This is a genomic window from Pseudoalteromonas sp. BMB (assembly GCF_001709235.1).
GTDB classification, from domain to species: Bacteria; Pseudomonadota; Gammaproteobacteria; order Enterobacterales; family Alteromonadaceae; genus Pseudoalteromonas; species Pseudoalteromonas maricaloris.
Map to the genome: position 1 here is coordinate 11500 of NZ_MBQA01000172.1, position 14817 is coordinate 26316.

Annotated in this window: 11 protein-coding genes; 7 read left to right on the plus strand and 4 right to left on the minus strand. The window is 41.3% G+C overall.

All coding sequences use genetic code 11. The features are described 5' to 3' along the window. Positions 1-99: 99 nt before the first annotated feature. Both BB427_RS14760 and BB427_RS14765 read right to left on the minus strand, forming a co-directional pair. On the minus strand, positions 100-1899 hold the full coding sequence (locus BB427_RS14760; RefSeq protein WP_069021520.1) for a 2OG-Fe(II) oxygenase family protein: 1800 nt from the start codon (positions 1897-1899) through the stop codon (positions 100-102). A 225-nt stretch (positions 1900-2124) separates the two neighbouring features. After that, a complete protein-coding gene (locus BB427_RS14765) occupies positions 2125-4968 on the minus strand; it encodes a TonB-dependent receptor plug domain-containing protein (RefSeq protein ID WP_069021522.1) in 2844 nt (947 codons plus the stop codon). Between the two features lie 280 nt (positions 4969-5248). Here BB427_RS14765 and BB427_RS14770 point away from each other — a divergent pair, with 280 nt between their 5' ends. Continuing rightward, entirely contained in the window at positions 5249-5959 is a 711-nt protein-coding gene (locus BB427_RS14770) for a LytR/AlgR family response regulator transcription factor (protein ID WP_069021524.1), read from the plus strand. Between the two features lie 13 nt (positions 5960-5972). On the opposite strand, the gene nhaR is transcribed toward BB427_RS14770, so the two are convergent. Continuing rightward, positions 5973-6863, minus strand: a complete 891-nt coding sequence (gene nhaR / locus BB427_RS14775; protein WP_069021526.1) for a transcriptional activator NhaR — start codon at positions 6861-6863, stop codon at positions 5973-5975. A gap of 883 nt (positions 6864-7746) precedes the next feature. Between nhaR and BB427_RS14780 the strand changes: the two genes are divergently transcribed. Next, a complete protein-coding gene (locus BB427_RS14780) occupies positions 7747-8172 on the plus strand; it encodes a hypothetical protein (protein ID WP_069021529.1) in 426 nt (141 codons plus the stop codon). On the opposite strand, the gene BB427_RS14785 is transcribed toward BB427_RS14780, so the two are convergent. Continuing rightward, positions 8164-9063: a response regulator gene (locus BB427_RS14785; RefSeq protein WP_069021531.1), complete on the minus strand. Its 900-nt coding sequence runs from the start codon at positions 9061-9063 to the stop codon at positions 8164-8166. The two genes, BB427_RS14780 and BB427_RS14785, sit on opposite strands and share 9 nt — an antisense overlap. Positions 9064-9155: 92 nt before the next feature. Between BB427_RS14785 and BB427_RS14790 the strand changes: the two genes are divergently transcribed. From BB427_RS14790 to BB427_RS14810, 5 genes are all read left to right on the plus strand, one after another. Then, positions 9156-9959: a chromosome partitioning protein ParA gene (locus tag BB427_RS14790; protein WP_069021533.1), complete on the plus strand. Its 804-nt coding sequence runs from the start codon at positions 9156-9158 to the stop codon at positions 9957-9959. Between the two features lie 245 nt (positions 9960-10204). Further along, positions 10205-11476, plus strand: coding sequence for an efflux RND transporter periplasmic adaptor subunit (locus BB427_RS14795; protein WP_069021535.1), 1272 nt, complete (start codon positions 10205-10207; stop codon positions 11474-11476). Between the two features lie 12 nt (positions 11477-11488). After that, entirely contained in the window at positions 11489-12178 is a 690-nt protein-coding gene (locus BB427_RS14800; protein ID WP_069021537.1) for an ABC transporter ATP-binding protein, read from the plus strand. 9 nt (positions 12179-12187) lie between these two features. Next, entirely contained in the window at positions 12188-13519 is a 1332-nt protein-coding gene (locus BB427_RS14805; RefSeq protein ID WP_069021539.1) for an ABC transporter permease, read from the plus strand. Positions 13520-13529: 10 nt separating this feature from the next. Further along, on the plus strand, positions 13530-14738 hold the full coding sequence (locus BB427_RS14810; protein ID WP_069021541.1) for an ABC transporter permease: 1209 nt from the start codon (positions 13530-13532) through the stop codon (positions 14736-14738). Positions 14739-14817: the final 79 nt, after the last annotated feature.

Below are 14817 nucleotides of genomic sequence, written 5' to 3' on the forward strand. Positions count from 1 at the left end.
TTCTCTTTCTATTTAACCTGAGCTGCGGATATAGACAAGGAAAAACTAAGTTGTTCTTTAGAAACAATGAGTTTGAACATTCCTTATCCAAACCTCAGGTTATTTATTAAGAACGCCAATATCGAGTGGCAAAGTCATTCGATAGTTATTACCCGTAGGGTTAAATGGCTGTGTTCCATGCCAAAAATAAGAGGGGAAGATCACGATTTGCCCTCGTTGGGGTTTTACGGTTTTGAATGGTGGAAAATCGTAGGGTGGTGCCAGTGGTGGCCGCCCAAACTCAATTACACCATTATTGCTATCGTCATTTGGCGTGTTGATATATAGAACTACACTAATCCAGCCTGCGGGATGAATATGGCTTACGTGGAAACCTTGCTCCGTCAGTTTGACAGACCATGAGCCTGTAATGCATTTCTCTTTGCGTAAATGAGCTAAAAAGGGATGCTCTGGATCTAAATCTAACTTATTAAGGCATTTATCTATATCTCGCAGCAGTTGAGTTCGAGCTTTGGAGATGATTTCGATATCTCTATTAAGCAAGCCTCCTGAAATTTGTGAGCCATTTACTAAGGTTTGTTCACTTGGTGCTTGTTTGCCTTGATGAAGTGTTAGTAAGCATGACTCCAACTCTTTAAGAAAGTCTTCAGTGTCTTGATAGCCGATCGGAGCACCTAAGGTTGTGGTCAGAATAAAATCAGGGTTGCATAGAGCATGGTGCTTTTGTTTATCGGTAGCTTGATATACTACGCTTAGCCAAGCTAATGCAAGTTGTGAGTTGGGCTGCGCTTGCAACACTTTTTCGAGCAGGGATTGTGCGGTACTGAACTCTCCCAGCTGGATGGCAAATTTTGCTTGCTCACATATCCTGTCGTAATTAACGACTATCTTATTGGCATTATCGAAATGCTCAAAGGCTGCATTTAGCTCATTGTTTGTGGCCGCCAGACGCCCTCTTAACGCGAGTAAAGTAGCTGAAGTATCGGCGTAACCTGACGCCTGAATACACTCCTTACATAATCTGTATTGATTAGTATTCCAATACAGTTCAGCTAGGCACTCTATGAGTTCTAGGCGGTTATTTGCTGACTCCAGCGCGGTTAGCAAACTGCTAGCAAAAAGCTGATGCTGCCCACTTTGCCAGTAAAGCTCGTTAATCGCTTTATGTATAGTTGGATTGTATGGGGCTTGTCTCAATGCCAGATTGTAGGCTTGTCGTGCTTGTTCAAATTGGCCATTTGCAAAAAAGCAGTCCCCGAGATTGTAAAGCGGTTCATAGTGTTCAGGTGCTTTTTGATGCACAAATTTAAAGCATTGAATTGCTTGGTCAAATTTAGCCTGTAATTTATAGCAAAGGCCTAAATTGTGTATTGCCCGAAAGGCAACCGGGGAGTGTTGGGGAACTTGTTGATAGTAACTGATCGCCTCACTGAGGTTTCCTCTTGTTTTTTCAACGTCCCCGAGTATTTTGGTGAGTTGTCCAGAATCATCTAGAGATTGTCCTTTGAGTGCCCACTCACTTGCCATGTCGAGCTGATTTTGTTCAAGATATAGAAGCGACAAGTTTTTAAGTAAATCTAGATTTTTGGGCTCAGCTTCATACAGCGTAAGGTAATGGGCTTCTGCTTGGTGTAAATCACCCGATAGCCAGTAACATTTGGCTAGATGAGTTAAGATTTCAGTTTTAAGTGGGGCCAGTTTGGCGGCATCACTTAATGAGGTTATTGCGCTTTGCCATTCAGCAAGTGATTTATAGCAAATTCCCAAAAGGTAATGTAGATCGGGGTGAGGCGAGTCAGTAAAAGGCTGTAACTTAGCTAACGCTTGTTGAAATTGTTTTTGTTGAATCAATTTGAAAGCATCTTGAACTGCAATAGTAATTTCGGGCGTTTGCTTCATATTATTTTTTCTTAAACGGTCAATTAGACTGGGCTGCATACTTTTTATTTTAGCCAAACTCGACTTAGTTGCGAGTAAAGTGTTGTTATTTTGAAGTTTTGTTGGTTTCGATCAATTTCTCAGTAAACGCGATGGAAAACTTAGTAACTCATTGTAGATAAAGGAATTAATTCAGCAACAACAGAAAAGGGAGCCGAAGCTCCCTAGTCTTTCAGTATCAACTGATTAGAACGTGTACACAGCACTCACGAAGTAACGTGGGCCAATTACGTCATACAACTCTGGGAATGTATTTGCTTGTTGTTGAGCATCACCTAATGGCGTTGGCTCAGTGTCTAACACATTTTTAATACCAAATGTTGCTTGTACATGATCTGTGAAGTGGTAGCTTGCGCTAAGATCAAGGTACCATAAAGCTTTAGATGTAGGCACAATTTCGTTTTCGCCAGTGTCATCATCAACTTCACTCAAGTATCGCACTAGTGCTGACACGCTTAAGTCGCCTGAAGTCCAAGTGAATCGGTTGTTACTTTGGAACTCAGGTCGAGGAGTAAGACATGTGTTACCGAATTTACCTTCACAGTAATTTGTATCGGTAAAGCCTACACTCGGAGTTTCAAAATACTCTTCAAGAATGGTGTTCTTTGAATTGATATTCAGTGTTGAGCCATTTTCGCCAATACCAAAGCCAAGTTCAGTCGTCCAGTTGAAGTTAACGTCATAACCTTTTGTTCCTAGCGATGCGATGTTCGCGTTTAGCGCTGTAACAAGGTCAACGTTGCCATCAGGACGACGAGTAATTGCTTGACAGTATTCAGAGTTAGGATCTTTTAGTTGATTGTAACAAACATCCAGAATATTGTTTACGCCACCACCTAGTACGTCGATAGCATCGTCAATTTGAATGTCGAAGTAATCAACGGTTATGTCAAAGTTTTCGGTAGGTGTAATAACAAGGCCTAGTGTAACCGTTTCTGATGTTTCTTCTTTCAAGTCAGGGTTACCACCGAAGCTACCTTCGATTTGCGCGTTGGCTTGCTCGAATACACCGACTTGAGAAGATGCAACACCGTGCGCTTCACAAAGTGATCTATCGGTTTTTCCTTCTACGAAACCATCAACGCTACATGGATCGGTTGCGCTTGGGAAGCCATTTGCAGCACCTTGGAATAGCTCTGCGATGTTAGGCGCACGAACAGATTCTTGATAACCTGCACGGAACGAAACGTATTCGTTTACTTTCCAGTTTAATGTGGTTGCGAATGAAGAAGCATTGCCGATGTTTGAGTAGTCAGAAAGACGACCTGCGAACCATAGCGTAATGTCTTCAGCAAATGCTGCATCTGTTACTAGTGGAATATCGATCTCTGTGAAGATCTCATCAACACTATAGCTACCAACTGTTGGTTCACCAGCGTTAAAGCCAAGAACATCACCAGATGCTAAAAACTCATCAGGGCGGAAGCTAGAGTCGTCAAAACGGCTCTCGTAACCAATTACAAAACCAATAGGCATATCCGCAGATGGAACAGTAAATGGTAACTCACCAGCAAAATCGATGTGGAAGATTTCTTGTTTGATGTTTGTTACGTTAGATGCACCAACATTGATAAAATCAATCGCAGCCTGTGAAATATTACCTTCACCGAATATGTTCAATGGTGCGCAGCCACCAGATGTGTCTTGACATGCGCTACCATCATCAGTAACTAAAATCGCTTGTCTGAAACGCGTTTCAGACACGTCATTATTAAGAAGGTTAGAGCGGTCTAGTTCAGAGCGGCTGTAGTATGCGTTGTATGCCCAATCACCAATAAAACCATCAACACCTACTAACAATCGCATAGCGTTACGTGTATCAATCGATTGACGTGGACCGTTTTCAACCATACGACGACCAATTGTAGCGAATGTAAAGTTACCATTAGCGTCAAGTTGGCTAACCATGTTACCCGTTGGTTCACCTTCAGCATCAAGTTCAGGTACTAACGCTTTCATTGCGGCTTGAACATCTGCACCGAAGAATGGGCTGTCAGGATTAACCACCAAGCCATTTACGAATGCTGGAGTTGGCGCTAGCTGTGATGGTACTTCGTTGCGAATAAATGATAATTCACTATATAAGCGAGTTTCATCATTGATGTAATAGTGTGCAAAAGAGTTAAGCGTTAAACGCTCTTGTGGTAGTTGCAGATAGTTATCAGGGGCATAGTTAAATGCATCGGCTGATGTATAGGGTAGACCCTCACCGTTTGGACCAAAACGGCCTAGAGTTGTACCGTTAGGAAGCGTAGGGCCGGCAAATATACGAGTGCCAGGAATACCAGATGAACCACCAGGCACTAACCCTGTATCGCCTTCAGTGAGTGTTACGTTAGTAAAGTCTCTATCGCCCTGAAAGATTGACTCACGTTTGGCGTAACCAATATAAACAGTAGCATTACCTTTACCGTCGGCAAAGTTTCCACCCAAGGTAAGGTCAGTGTTGAACTTTTCACCATCGCCTTCCTCTGTGATGTCGTATAACGCAGAAATTTCTGCACCTTCGAAGTCATCTTTTAGACGGAAGTTTACAACACCAGCCAAAGCATCAGAACCGTATACCGCGCCTGCACCACCAGTGATGATGTCTACCCCTTCAATCAGCGAGGCTGGGATAGTATTAAGGTCTACAATACCTTCTTGTGTCGATGGCACCCAACGACGTCCATTTACAAGTACAAGAGTACGTTCGTTACCTAAACCACGTAAGTCGACACGAGCAGTACCATCACCCGGGTTATTTGAACTTGGGCCGAAAGAAGGAACTGTTAGCGGTAGTTCGGCAAGCTTTTGCTCAACGTTTAAGTTACCCGACATGGCAAATTCTGAACCGTCTAGTTCGATAACCGGTGTTTTTGCAGTTAACGCTACACGTTGAATACGAGAACCTGTAATAGAAATTCTTTCGACTTCTTCGTTGGCACCATCAGCTGCTTCTTCGGCTGATGCTTGGAGGCTTAAACTTCCGCCGATTAGGCACGCGGAAGTGATAAGCATACTTAACTTAGAACGCTTGAATTGTTTCATGATATCCCCTGATAGGTTTGTTTTAGATACCCTCGGCAAGTTTGATAACTCATCACAAAGGCTTATTAGTATCACGACGAAGTTATGACGGAAGCTTGGAATATGCCAGTTGAGATACGTAAGGCGGTGGGAATCAGTGACGACAGGCGAGAAAAAAAAGATCAAATTTAATTTGCAGATTACATAGTGACAATCTATAACAATAATATGTTAACTATTGTGAAATAGGATACAAAGTATTAGTATCCTTGTTAACCTGTTGATGTGTTTAAGGTGATGAATGAAAAGAGTGACGATCTCTATTCCTAGCTATTTGTCTGAGCTTGGCGTCGAAATAAGTACAAAATTAAAAGAAGTCTCGGTTTGTTCCCAGTTTGTTTATTATCAAAGTATTGTTGATGTTTTGGAAACTATTTCAGTGGGTGAAATCGACTGTTTGTTAATTGATATTTCACATGATATTGACCTGGAAAAGCAAGGAGCAATCACAAAACAGTTTGACTCTGTGCCAACTATTAAAATAACGACAGATGTTAAGTTAAATGCTTCTACAACAATGAGCGTTGATGGGAAGGATACAGAAGGTGCTCTGATCACTAATATTCTTCAGGTGGCACTTTTGCATTCTACAGAGGCGCCATCAGAGTATGTCCCAAATCAAAGACTGATTGTAAAAGACTCAGGGCACATTCATGTGATAAAAGTTGAAGACTTAGCTTGGGTTGGTGGTGCGGGGAACTATGTTGAACTTCATATGATCAATCGGCAGCGTTCAATCTTGCATAGGGACACGATGTCATCAATGGAAAAAAGTCTTAAAACCTTTGGCTTTTCTAGGATCCACAAGTCTTCACTTGTTAATTTAAATGCTATCAGTGAACTTAAGACAAGAGATAATGGAGATTACGACGTTATTCTAGAAAATGGAGATTCACTCCACCTATCAAGACGTTATAAACAAAACTTGTCTTCTCTTTTACAGCCAACATAAGCTGACTGTAGTGTCAGCTTACTCCTTTGGCAAAATTGACGAATTCGCTGAAGATAGAGTCTTTAATTAGTCTGTCGGGTGTGAAGGCGTAATAGTTTTGATACGTACTTTCGATAGTGCCAATGAGGCAGACATCATAGTGCCGTTGCAATTCTGATTTTATCGAAAGTGGGGCAGGAAAAATGCCAAACCCCTGTTGACCTAATGCCTTCATCAAGGCACTGTCATCCACATGACCTGCGACTTTTATTTCTATATTTTGCTCTTGTAGCCAAAATTGAATCGAGTTCGTTACTGGGCTGTGTTTCGCTGGAAGAATAATTGGTTGCGCTTGTAATGACTCTGGGTAGTTTGTCCTAAGTGCTTCACAAGTAGAAACTGAACCATAAAAGCCAATCTGGCTTTTACCTATCTCGTGACAAAATACCTTAAATGGCAGATTACTATCAAGTGGTTTGTCTGCGAGTACGATATCGAGTTTATGCATCGCCATCTGAGCCAGTAATTCAGACTGCTGACCATCAATACAGTGCAAGTTGGCAACTTGCTCATTTTCTATCAAAGGCGCAAGCCACTTTGATACTAACGATTTTGGAATGGCATCTGAGATACCTACTTTTAATGTGCGATGTATGGCTGTTGCACCATCTTGTGTTGTTTCTAACCATTCTTTGGCAATCGAAAACATATCGTCCGCATACTGCTTGGTCAAAATGCCGAAGTCAGTTAACCTGAGTCCTCTTCCTTCTCTTATAAATAAAGGTTTCCCCAGCCGATCTTCTAAGCTTGATAGTTGCGCGCTGATTGTTTGAGGCGTCAAATGAAGGACTTTACTTGCACCAGCGATACTGCCTTCATTGCTTACTTGCCAAAAATAGTAAAGGTGATTGAAGTTTATGTTCATATGGTTCGTAAAAAACTTATAGTCCGTTAGATATAATCAGCTTTTATCTTTTCCTGAACATTAGTAGATTTAGCTTTACCGCGCAAGCACTAACTTTTGTACGTCACTTCATGTCCTGCAAAGATTACGTTGTTTGACGGACTTAGATTGTAATGAAATGAAGTCACCGATAGAAACATCAAAAAATGGTTTTTATATAGGGTTATAAATACTGATGTGTGCCGCTATGTACAAAATATATTCAAAGATAATGTTAAAAAGCAAAAGAATATAAAGATTGGTGGCTTTGCCTTATGTCATTTTGAGCCAATGTTATCTAAATTCCCTGCAATACAAGGGTAGAGCTCGGATAAGGTGCTGCTCTGCACACTTACCTGAGCTTCGGGTGATATTGAGCGAATTCTTAGGGTGTATTATCACAAGCTTAGTCGCTAATCTATAACTAGGCTTTTCCATTCCCAAGCACTTGCAGTGGCAAGGAAGCCACTCAATTTTCCGGAACGAGTAAGGCTGTAAACTTGTCCCGATCCTACTACATGTATCTACTTAGTGCACTTGACAGCTTGTTCGATATTCAGAGGGATGATTGCAGCCTTCTGAACCAGAACCTCCCGCTATATCCTTTGTTTTATTAAGAGGAATGAATTTCTCATTATTTAGTTGCTTTAACTTTTTTGACGATAATTTCAATTTCATAGTATTTTCTCCTTGTTTAATCGTATATTAATGTATTGTTTAATTTTTGTTCAGTCAATGTTTTCTTATGTCTTCTTAGTTGACGGTGTCCTAAGTAAGCTGCGGCAAGGAAGCCGAGCAATTTTCTTAAAGATCCTCGATAAATTACCGATATATAGGCCAAAGGAAATCATATTGGCCAAAGACAATGAACGTGAACTTTTTAATTCACTCACCAGCTCAATCAACCACGAGTCAGATGGAGCAGAAAACCAAAGTTGAAGAAACGACAGAACCTAAACCACTCAGACTATCAGAAAAAGATATGTCTAAGTTATCTGGAGAAGAGGTGAGAGAAGAGCAGGAAGAAGCTTCACTACCACCTCACATTCAAAAAATGGTTGAAAAGCTAGAAGAGCTCAGAGAGAAAATAAAGGAAGAGCAAAAATTACTCGAAGAGCTAAAAGCAAATGACGCATATTCAGATGAAATGAAAGCGGAGCTAGTTACACAAAAGCTTGAATATATTTTACGTATTCAGAATCAAGTTATTGAATTAACACAAAATATCCAAAAAGCTTTAAAAGAAGCAGGGATAACTGATCCTGGCATCTTGCTTAAAGCGTTAGCTTAAAAATCCAACCAACAATATTTTACCTTGCGCCATATTTGGGCGTTGGCAACATAAATCTATGCGCATGTTTGCGGCGGACTTATATAAGCGTTTTAACTTAGGAAAAGGCTTAGTGACCAACTGTAGGGTTTTTACTCTAAGGCTCCTTCTTGTTATGCCGTCTAGAAATGCATAAGACGTAGAGTTTAGTGCTGAGTGGCAGGCGGTTAACATGTCGTCTGTTATCTGATGTTGATGAATCGCTTCAAACCCAGCTTGATCAGATAAATTCCCTGTGGAAGCGGCAAGCACGCAGACCGAATACACATCAAATATTCCGATTGCGCGAACCTTCTGGCTGCTTGGATCTTCGTATGCGACCATAACGCATGGAAGGTTATCGGGATCATATTCCATTTGATGTACCTGATAGAGTCTCAGCTCTGTATCAATATGTTTGTTCATTAATTTTTCAAGTTGGCCAACTTGAGGTAAGGGCACGCCTTTATGTAGCGTATGAATTTCTCTCGTTTTGCTGCTTTCTTCCGCGGCTTTGACCAGCGGCATGATTTTGTTATGGAGGTCGTCGTCAGCAAACGGCTTTGACAGTACAAACGCCGCACCATAATCAAGGGCGAGCTTAATTTGCTCACGATCGTCGACAGTCGTTACCATCGCCATGGTGACATCAAGCTGTTTTTGTTTGATTGCTTTGACGAGAGCGAGTCCTGAAATATCGGGCATATGCCAGTCGGTCAATACAATATCTGGATGCCAAGAACCAATAATCTTTAATGCTTCTTTTGCACTTTGTGCTTTTTTTATCAACAACTTACGATATCTAAAACGCACTAAACCGCGACGAATAATCTCAAGTGTTGCCGCACTGTCATCCACGAGCAATATCTTCACACATTACCACTTTATTGAAAAATATAGATTTATTATAGGCACGATTTTTAACCAATACTAAAATGAAAGTAAGAAAATAATGAGTGCGTAATATGTTTCTAGGCAAACTACCAGTTGATGTATTTATCTATATGGCGGTGAATATCGGGCTACTGATATTAGTTTTTTGGTTTTATATTTTGCTGTTAATCCTTCGAGAATTTAGATTGTTTGCAAAGACTGCTGGTGGAGCTGGGACATCCAATGCAGAGCAACAGTATCTGCTTCAGCATTGCCGCGATGCAATTAACAAGTCAATGAAGTTTGTCGAAGATAACCAACACACCATTCAAGAATTGGCTAACTTACAAGTTCACCTAGAACAGCAATTAGCCGAGGTTAAACGATCAACACAGGATCATATCTCGCCAGAAGAGCAAACCCGCATGGATGATTTAAACAGTAAGTTGCTTAAATCGCATCGGCTAATAAAAAAACTTCGAGGAGATTTGTCGAAAAGTTTAGAGCGACTTAAGCAAACGAGAAGAAAGCTATATGACCAATATGAGTCTACAGAGGAACTACAAAAAGAAAATGACACATTAAAGCAGCAACTAGAAGCCTCTAAGTCTGTGGGAGGTACATCCGAGCAAGAGCTAGAGCAACTGGTCGCAACCTTTGAAAAAGAGCGCCAAGATATGTCTCAAACTATCAATGAATACAAAAGACAAATTGCCGAACAAAGCCAAGCTCTGCAACAGCTAATAGTTCAAGAACAGGAGGTTGAAGATGGTCCAAAGTTGCAAGCTATTCAAAAAGAGTTGGAGCAAACCCGAGATGCACTTGAGCACTTGTCCAAAGAGAAGAAATTTATAGAAAGCCGATATTTGGAAGTCGTCAAGAATCAAACCAAATAGTTAACAAAGTGTTTTATTTCTCGTGACATTAGTCTTGAGTTTGTGTAAGGTTTAGGCACTCACATTACCTGTTTTACTTTTTATCTTTTGAGATTTGCTTCACTTGAAAAGTGACGAGAAAGATACACTTGGTCGGTTCCAAACTCTATCAAGTGACGTTAACGCTAGTTGAGCGAATAGCTTTGATAAGCTCTTATAAAGTGCATATTTCTCAATAACTAAGGCAGTGGTAAAAGGATTGTTTCATGGCCTATATTCCAGATACGAGTGCTCAAGACTCTGAGATTGAAAGACCTAAAAAAAATAAAATATTGATAGCGGTAGCAAGTATTCTGATATTGATTACTGTTTTCTTTTTTGCATCAATCGTCGGGCAATGGGCAAGTGGTCAAACCGCAGTTTCAAGCGATAAAATTCATATTTCAGCAGTTAAACAAGGTGACTTTGTTCGCGATATTTCTGTTCAGGGAAAAGTCGTCGCAGCGCGGCGTCCGACAATATATAGCCCTGCCCAAGGGACTGTGACCTATTTGGTCGAATCAGGAGATAGCGTTATTGAAGGTCAAACTATTGCCGTAATAGATAGTCCGGAATTAAAGAGCGAGTTTGCACAGCATCAAGCTAAGCTAAATCAGTTAGATACTGAACTTCAGCGACAAATCATTCAAGCTAAAAAACAAGACTTAGCACAGGAAAATTATTTAGGTAAGGCTACCGTTGTATTGAATGCTGCTAAGCGTGAAATGCGTCGCTCTGAAGATGGTTTAAAAACTCAAGTTGTCAGCGATATTGATTATCAAAAAGCCAAAGATGATCTCGAAAATGCGCTGCGGGAATATCGTTTAGCAATTAAAGAAGTTGAATTGCAAAAAGAAAGTCAGAAGTTTGAGATTCGGACCAAAGAGCTTGAACTTGAGGCACAAAAAGTCAAAGTAGCTGAGCTTGAAAGGCAAGTCGATGCACTTAAAGTTGTCTCACCAGTAGGGGGGCTCGTTGGTAATTTAGTAGTCGAACAAAAAAATTCAGTGGCTAAAAATCAGCCACTATTAAGCGTGGTCGATCTCTCTAAATACGAGATAGAGGTGCAAATACCTGAGAGCTATTCAGATGATTTAGCCTTAGGAATGTTAGCCGAGGTGAACCTCAATGGTGACGTTTATAGTGGCGAAATCGTTGCAATTTCGCCTGAAATTGAAAATGGCCGTGTTGCCGGAAAAATCCGATTTAGAGACGACACAATTCAGGGATTAAGGCAAAACCAAAGGTTAACTAGTCGAATTGTACTCGAACAGAAAGAAAATATTGCCTACCTACCACATGGTCAATATTTAGAAGCGTACAATGGCCAGTTTGCTTATGTAGTAAAAGAAGGCACGGCCGTCAAAACGCCAATAAAGATTGGACTGAGAAGTATTGGACAAGTAGAAGTACTATCGGGGCTTAATATCGGCGATCAGGTTATCACCTCTGACGCGCGGATCTTTAAAGATGCTCCCAGTGTGAAAATAATTCAATAAAGGAGCTGCAACATGCTATCCATGCGTCATCTATCAAAAGCTTACTATACAGACACAATAAAAACTCAAGCTTTGCAGCCATTTGACTTGAGAATAGAGCAAGGCGAGTTTGTCTCCGTTATTGGCCCGTCAGGCTCAGGCAAAACGACCTTTCTAAATATCACCGGCTTATTAGAGGATTTCTGCGATGGCAGTTATGAGCTGGATGGTGTCAATGTTGAAAAGTTAAGTGATAAAGCCAAGTCAAAGCTGCGTAACGAAAAAGTCGGATTTATTTTCCAAAGCTTTAACTTAATTCCTGAGCTAAATCTTTACGATAATGTCGACATGCCCTTACGCTATCGCAAATTATCATCAAAAGAGCGCCACGAGCGGATCATGGATGCGTTGAATAAAGTGGGTCTTGCATCACGCAAAGCGCATTACCCATCGCAACTGTCTGGAGGTCAACAGCAACGGGTAGCAATTGCTCGAGCGATAGCTGGTAAACCGTCCTTTCTACTCGCCGATGAGCCAACTGGCAACTTAGACAGTAAAATGGCCGATGGCATTATGGAGCTGCTTAAAGATATCAATGCGCAGGGAACAAGCATTGTGATGGTGACTCATGATGCTCATCAAGCAGAGAAAGCACATCGCATTATTGAAATTCGTGATGGCGTGATAATAGAGCGAAAACATTGTAACAAAGCGATTGCTTAAGGATAAGTTATGTTTAGCTACTATCTCAAATTAGCGCTTATTTCATTGCGGAAAACGCCATTTTTGTCATTTTTAATGGTTGCCACAATAGCTGTAGGCATTGGTGCTGCGATGACGACTTATACAGTGAGTTATCTGCTACAAAAAGATCCGATCCCTACAAAAAGTGACCGCCTGTTTAATGTTCGATTGAATAGCTATGGTCCAGATAAGCCGTTCAATATTTCCCAAGGGAAAGAAGTTCCACCTTTTATTCTCACCTATCAAGATGCAATCAATCTACAAAATGCGAAACAGGGCGTTAATCAAACACCTCTTGGTAGTTTTAAAATAATGACTCGCACCACAGAGCAGTCAATCACTGAAGCAAAAATGACCCCAATCCGAAGTGCATACCGTGACATCTTCAACATGTTTGAGGTGCCGTTTAAGTTTGGTGGTGCATGGGACGAAATTGCCGATCAGGATGGGCTGCAAGTTGCGGTGATCAGTAGCGAGTTGAATGATAAGTTATTTGGTGGAGAAAACTCCGTCGGTAAGTCATTGCTCTTAGGGGATTTACAGTACCGAGTGGTTGGTGTTACCGACGATTGGTATCCCATTCCCAAGTTTTTTGATTACAGAACTCGTGCTTTCAACAAACCTAGAGACGTTATTGTCCCATTCCAAGCGCAAATCAATAACGGGCTATGGACTGGCTCCGACGTATCTTATCAGTGCTGGAAAGAACCCGAGGATGACTCATTTTCGGCAATTTTAGCATCTGAATGCGTATGGGTTTCGTATTGGGTTGAATTAAACTCCGCGTCAGAGCGTGATAATTACATGGACTTTTTGGTTAATTACTCGATGGAACAAAGAGAGTATGGTCGCTTTTTACGAGAGCCTTTACATCAGTTATTTAATGTGAAGGAACAATTAATTGAAAGAAAAATTATCAAAGATGATGGCAATGTAGCTGTGTGGCTTGCATTCGCATTTCTTGCGGTTTGTCTGCTGAACTGTATGGCAATGATGGTCGCAAAGTTTCATGGTAAAGCTGGTGAAGTTGGGCTTCGTAGAGCGGTTGGAGCTTCTAAACAAGATATTATCACTCAGTTTACTGTTGAGACCTGTATTATTGGGCTCTTGGGAGGGATACTTGGGCTATTACTTGCGCAAATTGGTTTGAGTGTCACCGCGCAATTATACAGCCATCTTTATGCTGAGATGCTTGAGATGACCGCAGGTATAGTCATCATGACGATTGTATTAGCTGTGGCGAGTGCTGCGACTTTTGGTTTGCTACCGACTTTACATGCTGCAAAAGTACAACCATCTAGTCAGCTGAAAAGCCTGTAGGAGCATGACCATGAGAGATTTATTGCCAATTTTAAAAACCTTAAACAAAAATAAAGCTTCTCCGCTACTACTGATATTGCAAATTGCGCTAACGTTTACCATTTTGGTTAATGCCATTTATATGATGGTACTTAAAGAGCGAGAATTGGTGCAACCGACAGGGTTAGCCGAGAGCCAGTTGTTCAGCTTTAGAACTCATTTGGAAGGTAGCGATGAAGAAAAAAATGCAGCTCTTGATACCGACCTTGCCGATATCCGTGCACTAGCCAGTGTTGAGAGTGTAAGTACGATCACTAGTATGCCGCTTACTAACTGGGGTCGCTCACTAGATGTTGGTTTAACCCCTGAGGAAGATGAAAGGATAACTCACGCAGGCTACTATGGTTCGGATGACACCATTGTAGATACGCTTGGACTACGAGTGGTTGCGGGTAGAAACTTACAACATAATGATGTGGTACACACCTATTTTGATGGCCATACGGAATCAGCCAGCGTGTTAGTTTCGCAGGACTTGGCACATAAAATTCGCCCTAACGATTGGCGCGGTGTGATTGGAGAAACTATTTATGTTGAATCGGTACCGCAAAAGGTTGTGGGTATCGTTGAAACTATGAAGTCACCTTGGCGGTTTTGGTACGCTTACGATATGACCGTAATAAGTTCGGTTAGAGAACATTATGAAGAAAGCATCATAGTAGTAAAAGCAAAGCCTGGCCAAAGAGAAATTGCAATGGAGGAAGTTCAAGCCTTAATGCTTAAAAAGCCTGGTCGTCAACTTGATGCCTTTAAATCCTTCGAGCAAATAAAAACGGAAAACTTACAAGCGGATTATGCGGTGAGCCAAACGCTAAAAGCGGTGATCGCAGCTTTGGCGTGTGTAACTATGCTGGGGATATTCGGTCAGGCAAGATACACCGTTAATAAACGTCGTAAGCAAATCGGTACTCGTCGTGCTCTTGGGGCAACTCAGGCCGATATTCTACGTTACTTTATGATTGAAAATGCGGTGGTGTCTTTATTTGGCATTACACTGGGCATAATCATCGCAATCACTGCGAATATTTATTTAGTTAATTACTTTGGGCTTACCAGTGTACCCGGTGATTATTTGATTGCAGGTGCGATAGTAATGTTGCTCGCAGGTCAGTTGGCGGTTACTTACCCTGCTATGATTGCTGCAAGAGTGCCTCCAGCTATCGCAACTCGAACAGCATAGCTACACGCTACGCACTGATCGCTGCTATTTCAAGCCTTCCGTTACTTTGTTAAAATAGCAAGTGGAGGCTTGAAATTAC

Excerpts from the sequence above, each read along its gene's own strand:
- BB427_RS14760 (WP_069021520.1), bottom strand. The coding sequence starts at position 1,899 with ATGAAGCAAACGCCCGAAATTACTATTGCAGTTCAAGATGCTTTCAAA.
- BB427_RS14780 (WP_069021529.1), top strand. The coding sequence starts at position 7,747 with ATGAACGTGAACTTTTTAATTCACTCACCAGCTCAATCAACCACGAGT.
- nhaR (WP_069021526.1), bottom strand. The coding sequence starts at position 6,863 with ATGAACATAAACTTCAATCACCTTTACTATTTTTGGCAAGTAAGCAAT.
- BB427_RS14810 (WP_069021541.1), top strand. The coding sequence starts at position 13,530 with ATGAGAGATTTATTGCCAATTTTAAAAACCTTAAACAAAAATAAAGCT.
- BB427_RS14770 (WP_069021524.1), top strand. The coding sequence starts at position 5,249 with ATGAAAAGAGTGACGATCTCTATTCCTAGCTATTTGTCTGAGCTTGGC.
- BB427_RS14800 (WP_069021537.1), top strand. The coding sequence starts at position 11,489 with ATGCTATCCATGCGTCATCTATCAAAAGCTTACTATACAGACACAATA.
- BB427_RS14790 (WP_069021533.1), top strand. The coding sequence starts at position 9,156 with ATGTTTCTAGGCAAACTACCAGTTGATGTATTTATCTATATGGCGGTG.
- BB427_RS14805 (WP_069021539.1), top strand. The coding sequence starts at position 12,188 with ATGTTTAGCTACTATCTCAAATTAGCGCTTATTTCATTGCGGAAAACG.
- BB427_RS14795 (WP_069021535.1), top strand. The coding sequence starts at position 10,205 with ATGGCCTATATTCCAGATACGAGTGCTCAAGACTCTGAGATTGAAAGA.
- BB427_RS14765 (WP_069021522.1), bottom strand. The coding sequence starts at position 4,968 with ATGAAACAATTCAAGCGTTCTAAGTTAAGTATGCTTATCACTTCCGCG.